The sequence below is a fragment of the Pseudomonas sp. JAI120 genome, from assembly GCF_014207255.1.
Taxonomy (GTDB): domain Bacteria; phylum Pseudomonadota; class Gammaproteobacteria; order Pseudomonadales; family Pseudomonadaceae; genus Aquipseudomonas.
In genome coordinates this window covers 613,858-636,144 of record NZ_JACHCZ010000002.1, presented here as the reverse complement: position 1 = coordinate 636,144, position 22,287 = coordinate 613,858, and the positions used below count along the sequence as shown (strand labels likewise).

Here is a 22,287-nt window from a genome sequence, read left to right as displayed (position 1 = left end):
ATCTGCTCATAAAGGCTTGCCCAACCATTCGCCGGTCAGGGTCTTGAGAAACTGGATAATCAGGTCTTTATCCTCTTGTGAGGGGTTGCGTCCCAGTTGGTACTTGAACATGACGTCAACCGCTTCTTCCAGGGTCCTGGCCGAGGCATCGTGAAAATACGGCGCCGTGACCGCGACGTTGCGCAGGCTGGGCACCTTGAACACGTGGCGGTCTTCTTCATCCTTGGTCAGCAGGTAGCGCCCCAGGTCCGACTCGACGGGGTTGCCGCGTGCCTTGAAGTAGTCGCCCATCACGCCGAACTTCTGGAACATGTTGCCGCCGATGTTGATGCCCTGGTGACAGGCGATGCAGCCGTAATCCTTGAAGCGCTGGTAGCCGTACTTTTCCTGGATCGTGAGGATTTCCGTGTTGCCCAGCAGGTACTGGTCAAACCGTGAGTTGGGCGTCAGCAGCGTGCGTTCATAGGTGGCCAGGGCATTTTGCACATTGGCCGCGGTGATGCCATCGGGGTAGGTCTGTTTGAACGCTGCCTGGTAGGCGGGCAGGGCGGTCAGGTTCTGCACCACGGTTTTCCAGTCGCTGCCCATTTCCACCGGGCTGATGACCACCTGCTCGACCTGCGCTTCCAGGGTATCCACCCGGCCATTCCAGAACTGTTTGAAGTTCAGGCTGGCGTTGAATACCGAAGGCGTATTGATTTCCACGGGCTTGCCGTCGAAACCCAGGGAGAAGGGTTTCGTGTCGGCGCCCCCGGATTCGAGGTGATGGCAGCTGGCACAGGACAGTGTGTTGTTGACCGACAAGCGCGGCTCATTGAACAGTTGGCGCCCCAGCTCGACCTTGGCCGGGTCGAGTGGCGGCACCGGCGGCATGGGTTTGAGCGCTTCGTCGAGCGGCGCGGCCGTCACGGTCATCCCCAGGCACAGCCCCAACGAGAGGGTGAGGCCGAAACGGTAGGTTGAAACGTCGCTCAAGCGAGCACTCCTTGCAGGCATAGGGCTATTGGTCGGGCATCAGTGTGGGGCTGCCCACCTGCAGTAACTGGGCGAAATCCTTCGCAGGTACGGCCTTGCTGAACAGAAAACCCTGGCCTTCTTCGCAGTGCTGGGCTCTCAGGAAGTTCAGCTGTTCGACGGTCTCCACCCCTTCGGCGATGATGTTCAGCTCCAGGCTCTTGCCCATGCCGATGATAGCGCTGATCAGTTGCGCGTCCTGGCTATTTTCGTGCAGCCCGCGCACGAATGATTGGTCGATCTTCAGCACATCGATGGGAAAGCGTCGCAGGTAGCTGAGGCTGGAGTAGCCGGTGCCGAAATCATCCAGGGCCAGGCGCACGCCCATGGCCTTGATCCGGTTCAGGATATCGACCGTATCGTCGACATTCTGCATCAGTACGCTTTCGGTGATTTCCAGCTCCAGCTGGTTGGGCGGCAGGCCGGTCTGCTTGAGGATGGCGGCCAGGTTGTCGACAAACTCGCGCTGGCGGAAGTCGATGGCCGAGATGTTCACCGAGATGCGCAGCGGCGCCAGGCCCATGGTGCGCCAGGCCTGTGCCTGTTCGCAGGCGTGGCGCAGCACCCACTGGGTCAAGGGGACGATCAGCCCGCTGTCTTCGGCCACCGGAATGAAGTCGGCCGGGTGGACCCAGCCCGAGCGCGGTTGAAACCAGCGGATCAGCGCCTCTGCGCCGAGGATCCGTCCGGTTTTCAGGTCCAGCTTGGGCTGGTAGTGCAGCGCAAACTCATCGTGTTCCAGGGCCTGGCGGATCGCGCTTTCCAGGTTCTGTTGATGCTGGGCGCGCAGGTTCATGTCTTCGGTGTAGAAACTCAGATCGTCCGGGCCACGCTCCTTGGTGGTGTGCATGGCGGTTTCGGCGTGCTTGATCAGCTCCACCGCAGTGCTGCTGTCATTCGGATAGAGGCTGATGCCCAGGCTGGCGGTGACGCTCAGGTCGTGCCCCGCGACATGGCGGGTGACGCTGATGGCCTTGAGTACCTTCTGGGCGATGTGCTGGGTTTGTTGGGGATGCTGGACATCATTGAGCAGGATCACAAACTCGTCCGAGCCATAGCGAAACACCGAATCCGACGCCCGAACGGCCGCCACCAGGCTTTGGCTGACCTGCTGGAGCACCTCATCTCCCACCGGATAACCCAGGGCGTTGTTGATGCGCTTGAAGCGGTCGAGCCCGATAAACATCACCGCCAGTTGCGTGTCATGGCGTCGGCCCAGGGCAATGGCCTGGGTCAGGCGGTCGCCCAGCAACGTGCTGTTGGGCAACTCCGTGAGCGCGTCGTATTGCAGCAGGTGCGAGACTTTCAGCAACTCCTGCACGCGGTCCTCAATCGTGCGTTCGAGCCCGATCACCTTAAGGGCGGCATCCTGGGCGAGCTGCCATTTCCAGGTCAGGGCGCTGGCCATCTGGCGGATTTCCAGGTGGTCGAAGGGCTTCTTCAGGATCAGCAACTGGTCGTTGTACTTCAATCGCGCTTCGATCGCTTCAAACGAATAGTCGGAATAGGCGGTGCACAGGGCGATCTGCAGGTTGGGATCGACGTTCCACAACTGCTCGATGGTTTCCAGGCCGTCCCAGCCAGGCGGCATGCGCATGTCGATGAACGCCATGGCATAGGGCGCATTGGCTGCCAGGGCCCGATTCACCAGATCCAGGGCTTCCTGGCCCTGGTAGGCGGAGTCCAGCACAAACGCCTGGCGCACAACCGTCGTGGTGCCGAACAGGGTTTGCTCAAGGGTGTCCAGGGAAGCCTCGCCGTCTGTGTCGGCGCAGAGGATCTTGCGAAAGTCCTGGTGGATGGATGTGGTGTCATCGACGATCAGAATTCGCCGATTGGCCCGTCCTGAGTCCGGGGTCATGACGCACTCCACAGCTGCAAGCGACTCGACGACATAACGATTCCTTCCCTGATTGCAAAGATGAGTGAGACGCCCACTTAAGGTGACAGCATAGTCGAGCTCCCTTGATATCGACGGCCAGTTGGCGTCAAATCAGTGCAGGCTTTTGCATGTATACACACCGCGTCGACCGGCTTTGCCCTTCCAGAGACGGAGGCGGCATGGCACAAGTGTATAAATCGGCTCAATTTTGTTTAATTTGAAGGCGCAGTCAGCATGGATGAACAACTCGCTAAACAGCCCACTATTTTGCTGGTCGACGACGAAGAGTCGATCCTCAACAGCCTGCGTCGGCTGCTGCGTGGCCAGCCTTTCGATGTGGTGCTGGCCGGCAGCGGTGCCCAAGCCCTGGAAATAATGGCGGCCCAGCCCATCGACCTGATCATGAGCGATGCGCGTATGCCTGGCATGGACGGCGCGCAATTGCTGGCCGAAGTCCATCGGTTGTACCCCGGCACCTGCCGTATCCTGTTGACCGGTTACGCCGATCTGCCGACGATCATCAAGGCGATCAACGAAGGGCAGATCCACCGCTATATCGGCAAGCCCTGGAACGACGACGAACTCAAGCTGATCCTCCTGCAGACCCTGGATCATCAGCGCCTGGAGCGCTTGACCCTGGAGCAGAACGAACAGCTCAAGGTGCTCAACGCCACACTCGAAAAACGGGTGGCGGCGCGCACGTCCGAGTTGCAGCAAACCGCCGACATGCTCGACCTTGCCTACGACGAGCTAAAGCGCAGCTACGTGACCGGCACTGAAGTGTTTTCGTTGTTGGCCAACCTGCGCCTGCCCAAGAACAAACAGACCAATCGTCCGCTGATCGAACTGGTGCGCGTGTACTGCGCCGCCCAGTACATGGACGAAGCCAGTTCGCGCGACCTGGCCATGGCTGCCGCGTTGTACAACATCGGCAAGCTGAGCTGGAGCGACAGCATGTTGATCGAGCCGGCCGACAAGCTGCACAGCACCGATCGCGAGCGCTACCGTGGCTATCCGGCCCAGAGCGAATCGCTGCTGATGACCCTGGAGCCGATGAAGGATGCCGCGCGGATCATTCGTCATCACCAGGAGCGCTGGGACGGCAGCGGTTTTCCCGACCACCTCAAGGGCGATGCGATTCCGTTTGGTTCGCGCCTGCTGAAACTGGCGGTGGACTTCATCGAGTTGCAGAAGGGGTTGATCCTTGAGCGGCAGATGAACAGCGATGAGGCATTGTTGTACATCCGCAAATATGCCGGGCGCCTCTACGATCCGGAGCTGGTCGAGGACTTCATCCTGGCCTGCGCCGCGTTTCTCAGTGATGTGACCCTGGGCGACCCCACCGTCAAGGTGCTCACCACCCGTGAGCTGGAAGAAGGCATGGTCCTGGCGCGCAACCTCAACGCCGATAACGGCATGTTGCTGCTCAATGCCGGCAAGGTGTTGAACCTGCCGTTGGTGGACAAGCTGATTGCGTTTGAGGCGATGGAAGGCGCCAAGTACAGCGTGTTTATCAAGGAGCCGGACGAGACCGACGCGGTGCTTCATTAATTTTCATTTTTTGAGTTCAAGGTTTTCAGTTCATGCCTAGCACTATCCGTATCGCCGCTGCCCTGCTGATCGGCAGCGATGGCCACACCCTGCTGGTACGCAAGCGCGGCACCCAGGCCTTTATGCAACCCGGTGGCAAGATCGACGCCGGTGAGCAGCCCGCCGAGGCCCTGGCCCGCGAGCTGTACGAAGAGCTGAACCTGCGCATCACGCCCGGTGACGCGGTCTACCTCGGTCACTTCTCGGCCCCAGCAGCCAACGAACCGGGATTCACCGTGGACGCTGAATTGTTCCAGGTGCAGATCGATGGTCCGGTCAGCCCGGCCGCTGAAATCGAAGAGGTGCGCTGGATCGACCCTGCCGGTGATGGTGGCCTGGTTCTGGCGCCCTTGACCCGTGACCTGATCCTGCCGTTTTACCGTGCGTCACTGACCACGCCGGCCTGACGCGAATGAGCGTCCGTGCGCTGGGGGCCAACGATGCCGAAGCTTATCGGGCGTTGATGCTGGAAGCTTACGGCGCCTATCCCCAGGCGTTCACTTCCAGTGTGGCCGAGCGTGCAGCCATGCCGTTGAGCTGGTGGGAAAAGCGCCTGGAGAGTCCGCTGGATCGCTTGCTCGGCGCGTACGTCGACGGGGAACTGGCCGGCATCGTCGGCCTGGCCTTCGAGCCTCGCGAGAAGGCGCGGCACAAGGTGACCCTGTTCGGCATGTACGTGAACGCGGCTTACCAGCACAAAGGCTTGGGTCGGCGCTTGGTCGAGGCCGCGCTGGATGAAGCGCGCCGACATCCGCGTCTGAAAGTGATCCAGCTGACCGTCACTGCCGGCAACGATGCAGCGTTTGCACTGTACCGACGCTGCGGGTTTATCCAGTACGGCCTGGAACCGTTGGCGGTGCGGGTGGGCGTGGACTACTTCGACAAAATCTACATGTGGCGCGAGCTCACGGCTCACTGAGTTCCAGATGTGTTGTTTCAGCGTACCGCGCTCACGCCATCCAGCGTTGAAAACGACGTGTCCTTGGCCGTCAGCAAAAAGTCGCGCATGTACGGCGCATCCAGCATGTCCGCACGAATCCCCGCGTACAACGTCGCAAACAGCCCTTTCTCGCCCAAACGCTTGGCCTTCACGTAGCCGCGCGAGCTGTATTCATGCAGCGCCCAATGGGGCATGCCGCACACGCCGCGGCCGCTGGCGACCAGTTGCATCATCATCACCGTGAGTTCCGAGGTGCGCACCTGGGCCGGTTCCACATCGGCCGGTTCCAGGAAGCGGGTGAAGATGTCCAGGCGATCGCGCTCCACCGGGTAGGTGATCAGGGTTTCGGTCAGCAGGTCTTCGGGCACGATGTAAGCCTTGTTCGCCAGCGCGTGCTGGTTGGCCACGGCGAGCATGGCTTCGTAGGTGAACAGCGGCACATAGGTGATGCCCGGCAGCTCCAGCGGGTCGGAGGTCACCACCAGGTCCAGGTCGCCACGGGCCAGGGCCGGCAGCGGGGCGAACGCAAAGCCCGACGCCAGGTCCAGCTCGACTTCCGGCCAGGCATCGCGGAATTGGTCGATGGTCGGCATCAGCCACTGGAAACAACTGTGGCACTCGATCGCCATGTGCAAGCGCCCGGCGGTGCCACCGGCCAAACGCGCGATGTCGCGTTCGGCGCCGCGCAGCAGGGGCAGGGTGGCGTCGGCCAATTGCAGCAGGCGCAGACCGGCGCTGGTGAAGCGCACCGGCTTGGTTTTGCGCACGAACAGCGGCATGCCCAGGCGTTCTTCCAGCTCCTTGAACTGGTGGGACAGCGCCGACTGCGTCAGGTGCAGGCGCTCGGCGGCCTCCACCAGGCTGTCGGCTTCGCGCAAGGCGTGCAGGGTCTTGAGGTGGCGGATCTCGAGCACGGGCTCTCCATGAAGACAATTTGTGACGAAGCGGGATAGCGTGAGTTTGTCTCATGTTGCAACGCGTGTCGACCAGGACCGCCGGGCACTCTTCATCAAACTGTCATGGAACTGTGGCAGCGCGCTTGAACAAACTTCATCAGACTCGCGCTCTACTGGGGTTCTGCGTTTCGGTGTTTTTCATGCGCGTGTTGCTTTTACTGGCCGCTCTACTGTTCGGCCTGCCGTCTTTTGCGGCTTCTCGATGTGATGTCAATGTCCCGACCCAAACGGTCGACCTGGCTCAGGTGAGCATCGCTTACCAGAGTATCGGCCGTGCGTCCGACCCTGCCTTGCTGCTGGTGATGGGGTTGGGCGGGCAACTGATCCACTGGCCCGACGAAGTCGTCGTCGCCCTGTGCCAGCAGGGTTTCCGAGTGATCCGCTATGACAACCGCGATGTCGGCCTGTCGACCTGGCGCCAGGCGCCGGTAAACGCCAACCTGACCTTTGAGGTACTGCGCTACAAGCTCGGCCTGCCGGTGGCGGCACCCTACACGCTGACGGATATGGCCGATGACGCCCTGGGCTTGATGGACGCCTTGCAGATCCAGCAGTTTCACGTACTGGGCGCAAGCATGGGCGGCATGATCGCCCAGCACCTGGCGGCGATGGCGCCGCAGCGCGTGGAAAGCCTGACCCTGATCATGACCAGCTCCGGTGCCGAAGGCTTGCCGGCACCGAATGCGGCGCTGGTGCAGTTGTTGTCGCGACGCAGTGCGCCGAATCGTGAAGTGGCGCTGGAACAGCAGGCCGATTTGCTCGCGGCGCTGGGCAGCCCGAACGTGAAGGATGATCGCCAGGCGTTGCTGCACCAGGCGGCGTTGTCTTACGACCGCGCCTTCAACCCGGAAGGCGTGAAGCGCCAGATCATGGCGATCCTCGCCGAACCGAGCCGCGTGCCGTTGCTCAACCAACTGCGTGTACCGACGCTGGTGGTCCACGGCACCGCCGATCCGTTGCTGCCGGTGATGCACGGCGTGCACCTGGCGGCGCATATCCAGGGCAGCCAGTTGAAGTTGATTCCCGGCATGGCCCATCGTTTCCAGGAAGCGTTCAAGGCGCCGCTGCTGACAGCGGTGTTGCCGTACCTGCAGGCTCATCGCGAAGATGCCGCACATTGGGCGCAGATTGACCCGGTCGCGCCTTCGAAGCTGCTGTGACATTGGTGTATCGTGCACCCTTTACGGCGTATTGAAGCCTGCGAGGTTGCCTACCATGAGTACTCCCCTGAAAATCGATTTCGTCAGCGACGTGTCCTGCCCCTGGTGCATCATCGGCCTGCGCGGCCTGACCGAAGCCCTCGACCAGCTCGGTGCCGAGGTGCAGGCCGAGATCCATTTCCAGCCGTTCGAACTGAACCCGAACATGCCCGCCATCGGTCAGAACATCGTCGAACACATCACCGAGAAATACGGCTCCAGCGCCGAAGAATCCCAGGCCAACCGTGCGCGCATCCGTGGCATGGGCGCCGAGCTCGGTTTTGCCTTTCGCACCGATGGCCAAAGCCGCATCTACAACACCTTCGACGCGCATCGCCTGTTGCATTGGGCCGGGCTCGAAGGCTTGCAGTACAACCTCAAGGAAGCGTTGTTCAAAGCCTACTTCACCGATGGCCAGGACCCTTCCGATCACGCCACCCTGGCGATCATCGCTGAAAGCGTCGGCCTGGATATAAAGCGCGCCGCCGAGATTCTCGCCTCCGATGAATACGCCGCCGAAGTCCGCGAGCAAGAGCAGTTGTGGACTTCCCGTGGGGTGACGTCGGTGCCGACCATCGTGTTCAACGACCAGTACGCCGTCAGCGGTGGCCAGCCGGCGGAAGCCTTTGTCGGCGCGATTCGCCAGATCATCAGCGAAGCCAAAAACCAAGCCTGACTGAGATCCAATGTGGGAGGGGGCGAGCCCCCTCCCACATTTATTTCTCACTGACCTTGAGGTAAGCGCTGGCCCGCCCCTTGCATTGACCCCCTAAAGCCATAGGGGAACATGACCTTGAACATTCTTGACCTCGACCACAGCCTCACCGGTCAGGCACCGATTGCCCGACGTTTGGCCAGTGGCCGTGCCACGCGTATCGACCTGCTGGACCTGGGCCCGAAGCTGCGCCTGTGGTCTACCGAAAAAACCTGGAAGCGCTTCGCCGAACGCCTGGCCCAGCGGCCCCGGCCCACGGATGCGCGCCCGGAAATCCTGTTCGTCGGCTCCGGCGATTATCACCACCTGACCCCGGCGTTCCTGGCCGACCTGAAAGAACCCATCAGCCTGATCCACTTCGACAACCACCCCGACTGGGTGCGCTTTGCGCCCAAGCGCCACTGTGGTTCGTGGGTCAATCGCGCGCTGAAAATGCCGGCGATCAAGCGCATCGTCACCCTCGGCCCGTGCAGCGATGACCTGCACAACCCGCAACTGCGCGGCGGTAACCTCGCTGCCCTCAAGCGTGGGCAGTTGCAGTTGTTTCCCTGGCAGCATCCGCCGTCGAAAGTCTGGGGCCGGGTCGGCGATGGCGCCGGCCACCAGCAACGGGAAAACCATCTGCACTGGCGCAACCTGGCCGAGTTGGACTGGGCGGCGTTTCTCGAACAGATGATCAGCAGCCTGCCCACTGAAGCGATCTGGATCACCCTCGACAAAGACGTGCTCGCCAGCGAAGACGCCGCCACCAACTGGGACCAGGGCGGCATGCGCCTGACCCACCTGCTGCAAGCCCTGCGGGCGCTGGCAGCGCGTAAGCGCATCATCGGCATCGACGTGTGCGGCGAGTTCGCCACGCCGGCCTTCAGCAATGCGTTCAAGCGTTGGGAAGCCAAGTCCGACCAACCGCCACCGGAGCGCTGGAGCCCGGAGGATTTGCAGCGCAACGCCGCCACCAATGAAGCCCTGATCGACCTGTTTGAGGAGCTGTTCCCGTGACCCTGACCGTGGTGTTGCTGGTGGCCTTTTCCATCGTGCTCGATGTGATCGGCCAACTGTGTTTCAAGCTCGGCCTGGACCGTTTGCCGGAGCTGGAGGGCAACTTTCGCCTGAATGCGTTCTGGGGCCAGGTATTCAATGCGCCGCTGCTGTGGGCGGGGATCGGTGCTTATGTGATTGAGTTTTTCGTGTGGCTCGAAGCGCTGTCTCGTGCGCCGTTGAGCCTGTTGTTCCCGGCCGCGGCGCTGGCCTATTGCGGCGTGGTGCTGGCGGGCAAAGTGGTACTGGGCGAAGTCGTCAGCCGCCGCCGTTGGTTGGGCACGCTGGTGATTACCTTGGGTGTGATGCTGGTAGCGATCGCAGGGAGTCAGGCATGAGTACGCAAACGATCCATACCGGTTGGTTACATGGGCGCCTGGGCACGGTGGTGCTATGGGCCTTGCTGATCTGCACCGAGAGTGCCGGGCAGCTGTTTACCAAGGTTGCCGGCGACCAGTTGGGGCAGATGGATTTCAACTGGCAGTGGTTGTCCGAGGTGGCGCGCAATCCGGGGATCCTGGCGGCGATTGCCTGCTATATCGGCGCGTTTTTCGTGTGGATGCTGATCCTGCGGCGCAGCAGCCTGTCCCTGGCGTTTCCCCTGAGTTCGCTGGTGTTTGTGGTGGTGTTGCTGGGTTCGTGGCTGGGGCTGGGGGAACATATCAGCCCGCTGCATTGGGCGGGGGTGGCGGTGATTATTGGCGGTATAGCGCTGCTGGCCGAAGGCGAAGAAAACTGAAATACGCACCCATGTGGGAGGGGGCTTGCTCCCGATAGCGGTAGATCAGTCCCGTATGCATTGGCTGACCCTGCGCTATCGGGAGCAAGCCCCCTCCCACATTTCGTCCGAAGTGATCAATCGAACGTGTAGCTGATCGCCGTCTGCACCTGGCCCTGGTTCACGTCGCCGGTTTGCTTGACGATGCTGCTGTTGGCCGCCGAACCCACCAGGTGCACCCAGCTGGCGCTGGTCAGCAGTGACCAGTTGGGCGCCAGCGGGAACTGGAAACTCTGGCTCAGCGTGAGGTTCTGGAAACCGCCGCTGGCGTTATAGGCCTTGAAACCTGTGGCTGCCGCCTCGTTATCGTCTACCCCGAAAAACGTCTGGGTCTGGCGCGCATCGGCAAAGTGCGCCACCAGGCCGCTGCTGCCGATAATCCCACCGCCCAGCGGGTAGCCCAGTTCGCCGCCTACCTTGCCTAGCGCGCCGCTTTGCGAATGACCGCCTCCAACCGCCTGGCCCAGTTGGGCATAGACCCGCCAGAAGTCGGCCGGTGCGTATTGGATGAAACCGCCGATCTCGGCCATGTCCGACACATTGCGCAGCCCCTGCAGTGAGCCATTGGAGGTGCGCCCCTGCAGGTAATTGATGTAAGGGCCGGCGCTGAAGCCGTGGGTGTTCAGCGCGCTCCAGGTCAAACCGTCATCGGTGCCCAGGCTGACGTTGCCCCAGTCCAGGTCGAGATAGGGCACCGGCCGAGTTTCATAGCGGCTGCCGGTGGGGTCGTGGGGCTGGTAGCTGATGCCAGCACCGACGTCACCGCTGATGCTATTCGCCAATGCGGTGTTGGAGACACTCCACAGTCCGAGTAAACCGGCGAATGCCGCGCATGTGATCCTCAACATGGTCACAGTTCCTTGATTGAATACGCCCGCATGAACGCGCAAACCGCCGCGCCTGCGCAAGCACTCATCTTGTTTGTAGCAAGCTACAAAAATTGTAGCTCCTGCGACACATATCCCCGCGCGCGCCCAGCCCCGCCGGGCTTCAGCCAGTTGGCACACTCCCTGCTCTACCCCTTGGGCAAGCGCATACAGCGCGCTCCTCAAGGTAAACGCAGATGATCCACTGGCATATCGTGTGTGACTTCGACGGGACCATTACCCCCACCGATGTCATCGACAACGTCCTCCAACGCTTCGCCGGCCCCGAGTGGGAAACCATCGAACAGGAATGGCTGGATGGGCATATCGGTTCCCGCGAATGCCTGAGCCGCCAACTGGCGCTGATCAAGGCGACCCCAAGCGAACTGCTGGCGTACTTCGACAGTGTCGAGATCGACCCGGACTTCCCGGATTTCGTCGATCACGTCATGGGCCTGGGTGCGTCCATCGAAGTGGTCAGCGACGGCATCGAGCAAGGCATCGCGCGGATCCTGTCGCGCAACTACGTGACCTTGCTGCCGATCCTCGCCAACCGCCTGCGCCAGGTCGACCAGAACAGCTGGCGCATCGACTTCCCGTACGCCAGCGACGCCTGCCGCGCGGCGTCCGGCAACTGCAAGTGCAAATCCACCCCGCGCAACAAGCGCGTGCTGGTGATCGGCGACGGCAAGTCGGACATGTGCGTGGCCTCCACCGCCGACTTCGTGTTCGCCAAAGGCAGCCTCGCCCTGTACTGCGAAGCCAACAACATTCCTTACGCGCGCTTCGACACCTTCGCCGAAGTGCCTGCATTGCTGGCCCGACTGCCTCAGGGCATCGCCGCCAACGCCACCCCTTTTTCTGCTGCCGACAACCAGGAACTCTTCCATCATGTCTGATATCCGTATCGCCACCGCCGAAGACCAGATCCTTCTGGATAAAGAAGCCAAGTACTGCTCCTACGGCGACACCGTCCACTACATCGAGCCACCGCGTATTTTCAGCCGTTGCGAAGGCTCCTACGTGTGGGACACCGAAGACCAGGCCTACCTCGACCTGCAAATGTGGTACTCGGCGGTCAACTTCGGCTACGCCAACCCGCGCCTGAACAACGCGCTGAAACAGCAGATCGACACCCTGCCGCAAATCGCCAGCCAGTACCTGCACAAAGGCAAAATCGAGCTGTCGGAAATGATCGCGGTGGACGCCAAGAAGAAATTCGGCCTCGACGGTCGCGTGCACTTCAACGTCGGCGGCTCGCAGTCGATCGAAGACTCCCTGAAGGTGGTGCGTAACGCCACCAACGGCAAAAGCCTGATGTTCGCCTTCGAAGGCGGCTACCACGGGCGTACCCTCGGCGCCTCGTCGATCACGTCCAGCTACCGCTACCGTCGTCGCTACGGTCACTTCGGCGAGCGTGCCCAGTTCATCCCGTTCCCGTACCACTTCCGCGGCCCCAAAGGTATGACCAAGGAAGAGTACGGCAGCCACTGCGTGCAGCAATTTGCCCGCTTGTTCGAGACCGAATACAACGGTGTGTGGGACCCGAAAGTCGGCCAGAGTGAATACGCCGCGTTCTACGTCGAGCCGATCCAGGGCACCGGTGGCTACGTGATCCCGCCGATGAACTTCTACCGCGAGCTCAAGCATGTGCTGGACCAGCACGGCATCCTGATGGTGTCCGACGAAATCCAGATGGGCTTCTACCGCACCGGCAAACTCTGGTCGATCGAGCACTTCGACGTACAACCGGATGTGATCGTGTTCGGCAAGGCGCTGACCAACGGCCTCAACCCACTGGGCGGCATCTGGGCCCGTGAAGAGTTGATCAACCCGAAGATCTTCCCGCCAGGTTCGACCCACTCCACCTTCGCCTCCAACCCATTGGGCACGGCGGTGGGCCTGGAAATGTTCAAGATGACCAACGAAGTCGACTACGGCGCGATGGTCATGGCCAAAGGCAAATTCTTCCTCGAAGGCCTGCAAGACCTGCAGAAGCGTTTCCCGATCATCGGCGACGTCGACGGCCTGGGCCTGGCCCTGCGCTGCGAAATCTGCGGCCCGGACGGCTTTACGCCAGACAAGGCGACCCTGGACTACATGGTCGAAGAAGGCATGAAAGGCGACATGGTGGTGGATGGGCGCAAACTCGGCCTGATCCTCGACGTGGGCGGCTACTACAAGAACGTGATCACCCTGGCGCCGTCCCTGGAAATCAGCTACCCGGAAATCGAGCTGGGCCTGAAGCTGCTCGAACAACTGCTGGTACGGGCGACCAAACGGTGAACGCAACTGGGATCGACCTCGGTGAAGGTAGTGCCGGTTTCGTTCTCGGTGAAGGTCCGGTCGGGATCCTGTTGATCCACGGCCTGACCGGCACCCCGACGGAATTGCGCCAGGTCGCCAAGGGCCTGGTCAAGGCGGGTAACTGCACGGTGTACGTGCCCACCCTGGCCGGGCATTGCGGCGATAACAGCGACCTGCAGGCTACCGGCTGGCGCGACTGGTACGAAGGCGTGCGCAAGACCTTCGTACAGGTCAGGCAACGCCACGAACAGGTGTTTGTCGGTGGCTTGTCCATGGGCGCGGTGATGTCGATGTACGTGGCCGCCGAGCACCCAGGGCAAGTCGCCGGGCTCCTGATGTATTCCACCACCCTCAAGTACGACGGTTGGAGCATCAACAAACTGGCGTTCCTCACGCCGTTGCTGATGAAGATTCCGTTCGGCGTGCACGTCTGTCGCTTCGAAGAGAAGCCGCCCTACGGCATCAAGAACGAACGCTTGCGGGCAATCGTCGAGCGGCAGATGAAGGAAGGGGAGAGCAGCGAAGCCGGTTTGTTGACCATGGAAGGCATCACGGTGCGCGAGTTGCACCGCATGAACGCCGTGGTCAGGAAACGCATGCCCAAGGTCAAGGTGCCGGCCCTGGTGTTGCACTCCCTCGAAGACGACATCACCAGCCGCTGGAACGCCGATTACGTGGAGCGTCACCTGGGCGGCCCGGTGACCAAGATCCTGCTGGACAACTGTTACCACATGATCACCGTCGACCTGCAATACCGGCGGGTGATCGAGTTGAGTGCCGACTTTGTCGAGCAGCACACGGGCGTCAACCCAATACAGATCAATGTGGGAGCTGTCGAGCTTCAGCGAGGCTGCGATGCAGGCGCCTCGGTCTTTCAGGTACACCGAGGTGATGCCATCGCAGCCTCGCCGGGGCTCGACAGCTCCCACATTTGATCGGCGTTCACCACAGAAATAAGGGATACCTGTGATCACCACCCAAGCCTTCCCGACTATCCGGGCCCTCCAGCGTAGCGCCTGGAACGACTGTTTTCCCGGTGCGCTGGAAGACTGGGACTATTACGTCGCCGTGGAAAACGCCGCCATCGATGACTTCCAATGGCGCTACCTGGCGGTTTACGACGATGGAACGCTGGTGGCCGTGGCCACTGCGTTCATCACCCATTACCGGCTCGACACCACGGTGTCGGGCGCCGGCAAGCGTTTGGCCGAACGTGTGGAGCGGCTGTGGCCGGGTGTTTTGCAATTGGGCCTGTATGCCATTGGCTCCCCGGTGGCCGAGCGTTGCGACGCCGGGGTTGCCAGTGGCGTGCCCGAGTCGCGTCGACCGTTGTTGCTTAAACACTTGCTGGACGCCGCGCGACAGGATGCCGATGATTTCGGTATCGGCCTGGTGGCGGTCAAGGATGCACCCAGCCAGGACCCGCATTGGCTCGACAGTTGCCGGGCGGTGGGTTTTCAAAGCATGCCGAGCTTGCCCACCGGGGTGTTGCCGCTGCCGTACGGCTCGGTGGACGCCTACCTCGGCTCGCTGGGCAAATCCACCCGCAAGGACTTGCGCCGCAAGCTGCGTGCACCGGGACCACGGGTGGAATGGCGAGGCAATATCGACGATGTGCTGCCCGAGGTCATGCGCCTGTACGAGGCCACGCTGAAGCGGGCCGAGTTGCAGTTCGAACGCCTGCCTGCCGGTTATTTTACCGGCGTGCTCGAACGCCTTGGCGATCGCGCCGTCTGTGTTCTTTACTGGGTCGACGAGCAGTTGGTGGCGTTCAACCTGATCCTGGTGGACGAGCACCGGCTGGTGGACAAGTTTTTCGGGCATGACGTTGCGTTCTCCCGTGACTACAACCTGTACTTCCGCAGTTGGCTGACCAACGTCGACTACTGTATTCAACACAATATTGCGGTGTATGAGTGCGGTCAGGCCGGGTATGCCAGTAAGCTGCGCCTGGGCTGCGAGTTCCAGGGCAACAGTGTGTTTTTCCGCCACCGCAACCGGCTGGTCAACGGCCTGCTCAAGCTTGTAAAACTGTTTATTCGACCGGATCGTTCCGACCCTGCCATGGCTGCTGCGATAAGCGAAACCTGATGATCACCAAGACCCGCCAGAAAGCCCGCCCCTTTGCCATTTCGCGCTGGAGCGTCCAGCGCAAGCTGGTGCTGGCGTTCTGGCTGGTCAGCGTGATTCCCACCATGATCGCGGCAGAGCTGGCGGCGACCACGCTGTCGCAGATTTTCGACAGCAACGTGCGTATCTGGCTGCAAGAATCGACCAAGATCGTCAAGGATGAGATCGGCGACATCCTTCACGACAACGCGCGCATGGCCAAGTTGTTCCTGCGCTACACCAGCCCGCCCTCAAGCAAGCAGGCTGCCAAGCATGACCGGCTGACCGCGGACATCGCCGATGCCACTGACATCGACGTGGTGGCGCTGATTCGCACCAGCGATCAAAAGGTGGTGTTCAGTACCGCCTCCGATGACATCGTCAAACAGATCAGCCTGACCAGCAACGCGGTGCTGCAGACCGTGCAAGTGGCGGGGGTGAGCACGGGGATTGTGGTCTCGACCTTCGAAACCAGCCAGGACGGCGTCGACTACCGCTTGCTGGTGGCGACCTACCTGGACAGCAGCTTCCTCACCAGCGTGGCCGATGTGCATTCCCTCGACCTGCGCTTGTACCTGGCCAACCCCGAGGGGTTCTCGGAGATATTTTCGACCCAGCGCTTTGTGGATCACCCTTCGCGCATCCCGAAAAGTGTCGAGACCGCGATGCGCAGCACCAAGCAGCCCAGCGAGCAGTTCACCAACAGCTACAGTGGGTTGTACTGGCCGATCTTCAATGACGCCGGTGACCTGCAAGGCGTGATTTTCAGCGGCCTGCTGCGCCATACCAGCCTGGTGGGGCTGGTGAACCAGAGCAACCTGTTCGTGCTGATTTTTCTGCTCAGTTCGGCATTGTCCCTGGCGGCCGGTGTGCTGGTGTCGCGGCGCCTGACCAAGCCGTTGCGGGACTTGTCCGAAGGCGTGAGCGCGGTGATCTCAGGCAACTACGCGCACCGCGTGCTGGTCAGTGGTGGCGACGAACTGGCGCAATTGAGCAGCACCTTCAACCATATGACCGAGCGCCTGGGCGAGCTGCACCACCTCGAAGCCCAACTGCGCCGGCGTGATCGCCTGCATGCCCTGGGTGAAGTTGCCATGGGCCTGGCCCACGAGATTCGTAACCCGTTGGGCATCATCAAGACGGCTACCCAGTTGTTGCACCGCCGCGCAGACCTGCCGGACGCCGACAAGCGTCACCTGGAATATGTGATCAGCGAAGTCAGCCGCATCAACGACTTGATCACCGAGTTCCTCGACTTTGCCAAACCCAACCCACCGTTGCGCGTGCTGCAGCCGGCCCGCCCGTTGGTGGAGGAGATCCTTGGCTTCTGTGCGCCGGAACTGGCCAGCCATAACATCGACGCGCAGATCGATGACCAGGCGCCGGGAGCGACGATCTACGCCGATGCCAAGCAGCTCAAGCAGGCTTGCCTCAACCTGATTATCAACGCTATCGATGCCATGCCCGAAGGCGGGTGCCTGACCCTGGGCATTCGCAGCCTGGGCGACAACACCGTCATCACCATCGCCGACACCGGCCAGGGCATTGCGCCGGAGATGATCGAGCGCATCTTTACGCCCTTCGTCACCACCAAGGCCTCGGGCACGGGCCTGGGCCTGGCCAAAGTCTATTCGATCATGGAAAGTCACGACGGCAGCATCGAATGCGCCAGCGAAAACGATGCCGGTGCCACCTTCAGCCTGTACATTCCAGCGATAGGCGAAGACGACGAGGACAGTCATGACGCATAACATTCTGGTAGTCGACGACGAACCCAAGCTCTGCGACCTGCTGGCCTCGGCCCTGGGCCAGAACAACGTGCAGGTGTTCATCGCGGGCAACGGCCTGCATGCGCTCAAGGTGCTGGAACAGGAAGACATTGACCTGGTGATCAGTGACTGGCGGATGCCGGGCATGGACGGGCCGGCCTTGTTGGCCGAGATCAAGGTGCGTTATCCCCACGTGCCGGTGATCGTGATGACCGCCTACAGCACGGTGAAAAACGCCGTGCAGTCGATGCGCAACGGTGCCTACGACTACATCGCCAAGCCGTTCGATATCGACGAGCTGGACATCACCGTGGCCAAGGCCCTGCAGTTTCGCGACATCATGCGCGACAACGTCCGCCTGCGCGCCGAGCTGGATGAGCAGACGCAGTTCGACAGCCTGGTCGGCGACAGCCCGGCGTTTCGCAAAGTGCTGCAGGCGGTGGATTCGGTGCGCGACAGCAGCACCACCATTCTGCTGACCGGCGAAAGCGGCACCGGCAAGGAAATGGTCGCCCGCGCCATCCATAAGCACGGCAGCCGTGCCGACAAACCGTTCGTGGCGGTCAACTGCGCGGCGATCCCCGAAGGGCTGCTGGAAAGCGAAATGTTCGGCCATCGCAAGGGCGCGTTTACCGGCGCCGTGTCTGACCGGGTAGGGCGTTTCCAGCAGGCCGACAAGGGCACGCTGTTTCTTGATGAAGTGGGCGATATGCCTCTGGCGCTGCAAGCCAAGATCCTGCGGGCCTTGCAGGAGCGGGTGATCGAGCCGGTGGGCGACCCGCGCGAGCGCAAGGTGGATGTACGGGTGATCGCCGCCACCAACAAGAACCTGCTGGAGGCGGTGGCCAATAAAGAGTTTCGCGAAGACCTGTATTACCGCCTCAACGTCTTCCCGATCCCGCTGCCGGCCCTGCGTGAGCGTGTGGAGGACATCGCGCCCCTGGCCCGTCACTTTGCCCAGACCCTCAGCGCCACGGCCGGCAAGCGTATCACCGGTTTCAGCCCTGAGGCGTTGCAGGCCATGGCCGCGTATCACTGGCCGGGCAATATTCGTGAGCTGCAAAACTGTGTGGAGCGCGCGACCATCGTGGCCGCCACGCCTGTGATCGAAGACATTGATTTGCCGGGTTATCTGTTTGCTTCCAAACCCAGCGAAGGCGGCGTGACCGCGATCCTCAGCGACGGGCCGGGCATTCCCCGGGACCTGGATGCGGCGCTGGCGGAGGTGGAGAAGGCTTATATCCTGGCCGCCTTGCAGGAGAGCAACGGCGTGCAGGCTGCGGCGGCGGCGAAGATCGGGATTTCCGAGCGCAGTTTCTGGTATCGCCTGAAGAAGCTTGGGATCCAGGTCGACAAGATAGTTCGCTGACACGCCTCGATTAAAAATGTGGGAGGGGGCTTGCCCCCGATGGCAGTGGATCAGTTAAAGATGAGCTGACTGACACACCGCTATCGGGGGCAAGCCCCCTCCCACATTTTTTGGCCGAGTCGGGTCAGGTATGGATGCGTACCCAGATACTCACCAGGATCGTCGCGGCCATCAGCCACGCCACCGCTGCTACGGCTAAAGAGGCCTCCAGCCGCATTCGATCCACCATCACATACAGCGTCGCCAAATACACAAAATACGGAATGATCGACCACATCCCGAACAGGATGGTGGTCTTCAAGTCGTCCACCGAACGGCCCTTGCCGACGATGTAGTGGGCGATCAACGCAAAGGTCGGAAACAGCGGCACCAGCCCTGCGATGTAATAGTTTTTGGTCTTGGCCAGTGCCGCCAGGATCAACACCACCGCCGCGCCAAGGGCGGCTTTCAAAAAAAGATCCATCAGTGGCTCAACCCGTATTTCTTGACCTTGTCGAACAGGGTGGTCTTGGCCATGCCCAGTTCCTGACTGGCCTGGGTCAGGTTGCCGCCGCTGCGTTGCAGGGCATCGCTGAGCAGGTTGCGTTCAAAGGCTTCGACCGCCTCGGTAAAGGCCAGGCCTTGGCTGCCGCTGCTGCTGCCACTTTTCTTGAAGGCGGGCAGGCCGAGGGCGAAGCGTTCGGCGACGTTGCGCAGTTCCCGTACGTTGCCGGGCCAGTCGTGGCTCATCAGGCTGGACAGGGTCTGGTTGTCCAGTTCCGGCGCGGTGCGGTCAAAACGCAGCGACGACTGCTGCAGGAAGTGTTCGAACAGTTGCAGGATGTCTTCACGGCGCTCGCGCAGGGGCGGCAGTTCCAGGGTCACCACGTTGAGGCGGTAGTACAGGTCGCTGCGGAACTGGCTGGCGCGGCTCAGTTCGTCGAGGTCGGACTTGGTGGCGGCGATTACCCGGCAATCCACGGCCACGCTCTGGTTCGAGCCCAGGCGTTCCAGGGTGCGCTCCTGCAACACCCGCAGCAATTTGATCTGCAGGTTGATCGGCATGCTTTCCACTTCATCGAGGAACAGCGTGCCTTCGTGGGCGTGCTCGATCTTGCCGATACGGCGCTTGCCGGCGCCGGTAAAGGCGTTGGCTTCGTGGCCGAAAATCTCGCTTTCGAACAGGTTCTCGGGCAGGCCGCCGCAGTTGAGGGCGACGAACTGGTGATCGTGGCGGCGGCTGAAGTCATGCAGGCAACGCGCGACCAGTTCCTTACCGGTGCCGGTCTCGCCTTCGATCAGCACGTTGGCCGAGGTGTCGGCGACGTTGGCGATCAGCTCACGCAGGTTCTGCATGGCCGGCGAGCGACCGATGATGCGGCCTTCCAACGAATCCCGTTCAGCCAACTGGCGGCGCAGCGACCAGACTTCCCGCGCCAGCCCGCGTTGTTCCAGGGCGCGACGTGCGACATCGACCAGGCGTTCGGGGGAGAAGGGCTTTTCCATGAAATCGTAAGCGCCATTGCGCATGGCGCCGACGGCCATGGAAATATCGCCATGCCCGGTGATCAGCACCACGGGCAGGCTTTTATCCAGGGTCTTGAGACGGGTGAGCAGCTCCAGGCCGTCGATGCCCGGCAGGCGAATATCGCTGATCACAATGCCGGCGAAGTTCTCGCCGATACGTTTCAATGCCTCCTCGGCACTGCCCACGCCCACGCTTGGGATATCTTCCAGCGCCAGGGCTTGCTGGCAGCCGAGCAGCACATGGGGGTCGTCTTCGACGATCAGCACGGTGAGGTCTTGAGGATCAATATTCATGTCGACTCAGCTTGTTGAGCGCCCACCAGCGGCAGGCTCAGGACAAAGGCAGTTCCACCACCGGCCGGGTGTTCCACGGCGAGGCTGCCGCCGGTGGCCGCCGCGAGGCTGGCGGAGAGGGTCAGGCCCAGGCCCAGGCCTTGCTCGCCGGGCTTGGTGGTGAAGAACGGTTCGAATAAATGCTTGCGGACCTCGGCGTCGATGCCGTGGCCGTTATCGCGTACCAGCAGGCGGTATTTGCCCTCGGCGACGCTGCCTTCCAGCCACAACTCGGGAGCCGGTTGTGCCTGCATGGCGTCGAGGGCGTTGCCGATCAGGTTGACCAGGATCTGTTCCAGGCGTGTCTGGTCGATCTGCAATTGGGCCGGGATAAAGTCGCGGTGCAGGGTCAGCGGCAGGCTGTCCAGGCGTGGGCCGAGGACCTGGAACGCGGCGTCCACGGCCTTGGCCAGGCTGGCTTCGCCCTGGTCATCGCCGCGTCGGGCAAAGGAGCGCAGGCTGGCGGTGATGCGGCCCATGCGGTCGATCAGTTCGTTGATGGTCTTGAGGTTGGCGCTGGCAGTGTCCAGCGCACCGCGTTCGAGGAAGCGCACAGTGTTGCCGGACAAGGTGCGCAGCGCGGCCAGCGGCTGGTTCAGTTCATGGGCAATGCTGGTGGACATCTGGCCGATGGCTGCCAGTTTGCCGGCCTGTACCAGTTCATCCTGGGCGCGGCGCAGGGTTTCTTCGGCCTGGCGCCGTTCGCGGATCTGGCCCTTGAGTCGTTCGTTGCTGGCGCGCAGGTCGGCGGTGCGTTCGGCAATCCGTCGCTCCAGCTGGCTGTTGGCTTCCTGCAAGGCTTCCCGCGCAGCGAGGCGGGTGGCAATGACTTTGCGTCGCTCGTTCCAGGCAATCAGCAAAAACGCGACGAGGCCAAACGCGACAGCCACCAGGATGCCCTGGTTGATCGCCGCGCGGCGCAGGTCGTTGAGCGGGGTGAGCAGGGTGAAATTCCACGGTGTGTCATTGAGTGGACGGGTTTGCGCCAGGTAGCTGACTTCGTGCTCGTCGTTGACCACTTCGGTGTTGGCCGGGAAGGTCAACTTTTCGCTGCGTTCATTCAAGCGCTCGCGGGCCAGGGGTTCCAGCTCGTTCAGCGTGGCCCAGTAATATTGCAGGCTGTGCGCCAGGCGTTCCTTGATCTCATCGCTCAGCGGGCGTACCGCCTTGAGGCGACGGGCGGGATCGCTGGAGAGGATGATGATGCCGTTCTCGTCGCTCACAAAGGCTTCGAGGCGCGCACGTTGCCAGCGTTCCTCCAGGGCTTCCAGGCGCACTTTGACCACCGCCACGCCGATGATCTTGCCGTGCTCTTCCAGGCCGTGGGCCAGGTAGTAACCGGGTTCGCCGTTGGTGCTGCCGATGCCGTAGAAACGCCCGGGCTGGCCGCGCACGGCATTCTGGAAATAGGCGCGAAAGGACAGGTCTTCACCCTGGTAACTGTCGGCATCGCGCCAGTTACTGGTGGCCAGCACGCGGCCGGTGGTGTCCATCACGTAGATGGCCCGACTGCGACTGCGTCGGTTCAGGCCTTCGAGGTAATCGTTGACCGCTTTGCGGGTTTCCTGGTTAGGCTCGGCCAGCAGCTTGGAGACGCTGGTCTCCAGCTCCAGCAGGCTGGGCAGGTAGGTGTATTTGCTGATTTCGCTTTCGACGGTGCGGGCGTGCAGCTCCAGCTGGCGTTCGCCATTGTCGCTGAGCGTACGGATGCCGTAGTACTCACTGATCCAGAAGCCGATATAACCCAGGCCGATCATCAGGGCGATGATCAACGGCGGAAGGAACAGTTGGCGAATCAGGCGAGGTTTCACGGCAAGTGATGGCGGTGCGGCGCGAAATTGGTTGGGGTCGCATTTCATCACAGATGCCTTGGGTCAACCAGAGCTGCCAGCCTGTGCGGTCCAATGTGGGAGGGG

21 protein-coding genes are annotated in these 22,287 nt (G+C 61.8%); 14 read left to right on the top strand and 7 right to left on the bottom strand.

What is annotated here, in order from left to right:
* Window positions 1-6: 6 nt before the first annotated feature.
* Window positions 7-975: a cytochrome-c peroxidase gene (locus HDC32_RS14795; RefSeq protein ID WP_131697401.1), complete on the bottom strand. Its 969-nt coding sequence runs from the start codon at window positions 973-975 to the stop codon at window positions 7-9.
* A 25-nt stretch (window positions 976-1,000) separates the two neighbouring features.
* The gene (locus tag HDC32_RS14790) at window positions 1,001-2,875 is read right to left on the bottom strand and encodes a bifunctional diguanylate cyclase/phosphodiesterase (protein WP_131697400.1); all 1,875 of its coding nucleotides are present in this window, start codon (window positions 2,873-2,875) and stop codon (window positions 1,001-1,003) included.
* 255 nt (window positions 2,876-3,130) lie between these two features.
* Between HDC32_RS14790 and HDC32_RS14785 the strand changes: the two genes are divergently transcribed.
* The 3 genes from HDC32_RS14785 to HDC32_RS14775 are packed head-to-tail and all read left to right on the top strand — an operon-like array spanning window position 3,131 to window position 5,405.
* Window positions 3,131-4,447 carry an HD domain-containing phosphohydrolase gene (locus HDC32_RS14785; protein WP_167654804.1) on the top strand — a complete coding sequence of 439 codons (1,317 nt, stop codon included), beginning with the start codon at window positions 3,131-3,133 and terminating at the stop codon, window positions 4,445-4,447.
* A 32-nt stretch (window positions 4,448-4,479) separates the two neighbouring features.
* Window positions 4,480-4,893 (top strand): NUDIX domain-containing protein, encoded by a 414-nt coding sequence (locus HDC32_RS14780; protein WP_184744523.1) that lies wholly within the window; start codon window positions 4,480-4,482, stop codon window positions 4,891-4,893.
* 5 nt (window positions 4,894-4,898) lie between these two features.
* Window positions 4,899-5,405, top strand: a complete 507-nt coding sequence (locus tag HDC32_RS14775) for a GNAT family N-acetyltransferase (RefSeq protein WP_167654805.1) — start codon at window positions 4,899-4,901, stop codon at window positions 5,403-5,405.
* A gap of 17 nt (window positions 5,406-5,422) precedes the next feature.
* Here the strand turns inward: HDC32_RS14775 and metR are convergent, their stop codons facing one another.
* Window positions 5,423-6,340 carry a transcriptional regulator MetR gene (gene metR, locus HDC32_RS14770; protein ID WP_053133526.1) on the bottom strand — a complete coding sequence of 306 codons (918 nt, stop codon included), beginning with the start codon at window positions 6,338-6,340 and terminating at the stop codon, window positions 5,423-5,425.
* A 182-nt stretch (window positions 6,341-6,522) separates the two neighbouring features.
* Here metR and HDC32_RS14765 point away from each other — a divergent pair, with 182 nt between their 5' ends.
* The 5 genes from HDC32_RS14765 (at window position 6,523) to HDC32_RS14745 (ending at window position 10,073) form a co-directional block, all read left to right on the top strand.
* Complete coding sequence (locus tag HDC32_RS14765) at window positions 6,523-7,542, top strand: alpha/beta fold hydrolase (protein WP_145335156.1); 1,020 nt, start codon at window positions 6,523-6,525, stop codon at window positions 7,540-7,542.
* Window positions 7,543-7,597: 55 nt separating this feature from the next.
* Window positions 7,598-8,257 carry a DsbA family oxidoreductase gene (locus tag HDC32_RS14760; RefSeq protein ID WP_184744521.1) on the top strand — a complete coding sequence of 220 codons (660 nt, stop codon included), beginning with the start codon at window positions 7,598-7,600 and terminating at the stop codon, window positions 8,255-8,257.
* A gap of 117 nt (window positions 8,258-8,374) precedes the next feature.
* Entirely contained in the window at window positions 8,375-9,295 is a 921-nt protein-coding gene (locus HDC32_RS14755) for an arginase (RefSeq protein WP_184744519.1), read from the top strand.
* The gene (locus tag HDC32_RS14750) at window positions 9,292-9,672 is read left to right on the top strand and encodes a transporter (protein ID WP_131697393.1); all 381 of its coding nucleotides are present in this window, start codon (window positions 9,292-9,294) and stop codon (window positions 9,670-9,672) included. The genes HDC32_RS14755 and HDC32_RS14750 overlap by 4 nt, the downstream gene beginning before the upstream one ends.
* On the top strand, window positions 9,669-10,073 hold the full coding sequence (locus HDC32_RS14745; protein ID WP_131697392.1) for an EamA family transporter: 405 nt from the start codon (window positions 9,669-9,671) through the stop codon (window positions 10,071-10,073). The genes HDC32_RS14750 and HDC32_RS14745 overlap by 4 nt, the downstream gene beginning before the upstream one ends.
* 116 nt (window positions 10,074-10,189) lie before the next feature.
* On the opposite strand, the gene HDC32_RS14740 is transcribed toward HDC32_RS14745, so the two are convergent.
* Window positions 10,190-10,960: a MipA/OmpV family protein gene (locus tag HDC32_RS14740; RefSeq protein ID WP_131697391.1), complete on the bottom strand. Its 771-nt coding sequence runs from the start codon at window positions 10,958-10,960 to the stop codon at window positions 10,190-10,192.
* 215 nt (window positions 10,961-11,175) lie between these two features.
* On the opposite strand from HDC32_RS14740, the gene HDC32_RS14735 reads away from it, so the two are divergent.
* Genes HDC32_RS14735 through HDC32_RS14710 form a run of 6 tightly spaced genes read left to right on the top strand, consistent with a single transcriptional unit; the run spans window position 11,176 to window position 18,532 of the window.
* On the top strand, window positions 11,176-11,877 hold the full coding sequence (locus HDC32_RS14735) for an MtnX-like HAD-IB family phosphatase (RefSeq protein WP_131697390.1): 702 nt from the start codon (window positions 11,176-11,178) through the stop codon (window positions 11,875-11,877).
* Window positions 11,870-13,264 carry an aspartate aminotransferase family protein gene (locus HDC32_RS14730; protein ID WP_053133503.1) on the top strand — a complete coding sequence of 465 codons (1,395 nt, stop codon included), beginning with the start codon at window positions 11,870-11,872 and terminating at the stop codon, window positions 13,262-13,264. The genes HDC32_RS14735 and HDC32_RS14730 overlap by 8 nt, the downstream gene beginning before the upstream one ends.
* Window positions 13,261-14,220: a carboxylesterase gene (locus tag HDC32_RS14725; protein WP_184744517.1), complete on the top strand. Its 960-nt coding sequence runs from the start codon at window positions 13,261-13,263 to the stop codon at window positions 14,218-14,220. Before HDC32_RS14730 ends, HDC32_RS14725 begins: the two co-directional genes overlap by 4 nt.
* Before the next feature lie 31 nt (window positions 14,221-14,251).
* Window positions 14,252-15,376, top strand: coding sequence for a GNAT family N-acetyltransferase (locus HDC32_RS14720; protein WP_131697387.1), 1,125 nt, complete (start codon window positions 14,252-14,254; stop codon window positions 15,374-15,376).
* On the top strand, window positions 15,376-17,145 hold the full coding sequence (locus HDC32_RS14715) for a HAMP domain-containing sensor histidine kinase (RefSeq protein WP_131697386.1): 1,770 nt from the start codon (window positions 15,376-15,378) through the stop codon (window positions 17,143-17,145). Before HDC32_RS14720 ends, HDC32_RS14715 begins: the two co-directional genes overlap by 1 nt.
* Window positions 17,135-18,532 (top strand): sigma-54 dependent transcriptional regulator, encoded by a 1,398-nt coding sequence (locus HDC32_RS14710; protein ID WP_131697385.1) that lies wholly within the window; start codon window positions 17,135-17,137, stop codon window positions 18,530-18,532. Before HDC32_RS14715 ends, HDC32_RS14710 begins: the two co-directional genes overlap by 11 nt.
* Window positions 18,533-18,656: 124 nt before the next feature.
* On the opposite strand, the gene HDC32_RS14705 is transcribed toward HDC32_RS14710, so the two are convergent.
* The 3 genes from HDC32_RS14705 to HDC32_RS14695 are packed head-to-tail and all read right to left on the bottom strand — an operon-like array spanning window position 18,657 to window position 22,230.
* Window positions 18,657-18,995 carry a GlpM family protein gene (locus HDC32_RS14705; RefSeq protein WP_131697384.1) on the bottom strand — a complete coding sequence of 113 codons (339 nt, stop codon included), beginning with the start codon at window positions 18,993-18,995 and terminating at the stop codon, window positions 18,657-18,659.
* Window positions 18,995-20,332 carry a sigma-54 dependent transcriptional regulator gene (locus HDC32_RS14700; RefSeq protein ID WP_131697383.1) on the bottom strand — a complete coding sequence of 446 codons (1,338 nt, stop codon included), beginning with the start codon at window positions 20,330-20,332 and terminating at the stop codon, window positions 18,995-18,997. The genes HDC32_RS14705 and HDC32_RS14700 overlap by 1 nt, the downstream gene beginning before the upstream one ends.
* On the bottom strand, window positions 20,329-22,230 hold the full coding sequence (locus HDC32_RS14695; protein WP_131697382.1) for a sensor histidine kinase: 1,902 nt from the start codon (window positions 22,228-22,230) through the stop codon (window positions 20,329-20,331). The genes HDC32_RS14700 and HDC32_RS14695 overlap by 4 nt, the downstream gene beginning before the upstream one ends.
* Window positions 22,231-22,287 lie beyond the last annotated feature (57 nt).

Bases quoted from the DNA above. Each gene is read 5' to 3' on its own strand.
- HDC32_RS14790 (WP_131697400.1), bottom strand. From the start codon at position 2,875: ATGACCCCGGACTCAGGACGGGCCAATCGGCGAATTCTGATCGTCGAT.
- HDC32_RS14785 (WP_167654804.1), top strand. From the start codon at position 3,131: ATGGATGAACAACTCGCTAAACAGCCCACTATTTTGCTGGTCGACGAC.
- HDC32_RS14780 (WP_184744523.1), top strand. From the start codon at position 4,480: ATGCCTAGCACTATCCGTATCGCCGCTGCCCTGCTGATCGGCAGCGAT.
- HDC32_RS14775 (WP_167654805.1), top strand. From the start codon at position 4,899: ATGAGCGTCCGTGCGCTGGGGGCCAACGATGCCGAAGCTTATCGGGCG.
- HDC32_RS14765 (WP_145335156.1), top strand. From the start codon at position 6,523: ATGCGCGTGTTGCTTTTACTGGCCGCTCTACTGTTCGGCCTGCCGTCT.
- HDC32_RS14760 (WP_184744521.1), top strand. From the start codon at position 7,598: ATGAGTACTCCCCTGAAAATCGATTTCGTCAGCGACGTGTCCTGCCCC.
- HDC32_RS14745 (WP_131697392.1), top strand. From the start codon at position 9,669: ATGAGTACGCAAACGATCCATACCGGTTGGTTACATGGGCGCCTGGGC.
- HDC32_RS14740 (WP_131697391.1), bottom strand. From the start codon at position 10,960: ATGTTGAGGATCACATGCGCGGCATTCGCCGGTTTACTCGGACTGTGG.
- HDC32_RS14735 (WP_131697390.1), top strand. From the start codon at position 11,176: ATGATCCACTGGCATATCGTGTGTGACTTCGACGGGACCATTACCCCC.
- HDC32_RS14730 (WP_053133503.1), top strand. From the start codon at position 11,870: ATGTCTGATATCCGTATCGCCACCGCCGAAGACCAGATCCTTCTGGAT.
- HDC32_RS14715 (WP_131697386.1), top strand. From the start codon at position 15,376: ATGATCACCAAGACCCGCCAGAAAGCCCGCCCCTTTGCCATTTCGCGC.
- HDC32_RS14710 (WP_131697385.1), top strand. From the start codon at position 17,135: ATGACGCATAACATTCTGGTAGTCGACGACGAACCCAAGCTCTGCGAC.
- HDC32_RS14705 (WP_131697384.1), bottom strand. From the start codon at position 18,995: ATGGATCTTTTTTTGAAAGCCGCCCTTGGCGCGGCGGTGGTGTTGATC.
- HDC32_RS14700 (WP_131697383.1), bottom strand. From the start codon at position 20,332: ATGAATATTGATCCTCAAGACCTCACCGTGCTGATCGTCGAAGACGAC.
- HDC32_RS14695 (WP_131697382.1), bottom strand. From the start codon at position 22,230: ATGAAATGCGACCCCAACCAATTTCGCGCCGCACCGCCATCACTTGCC.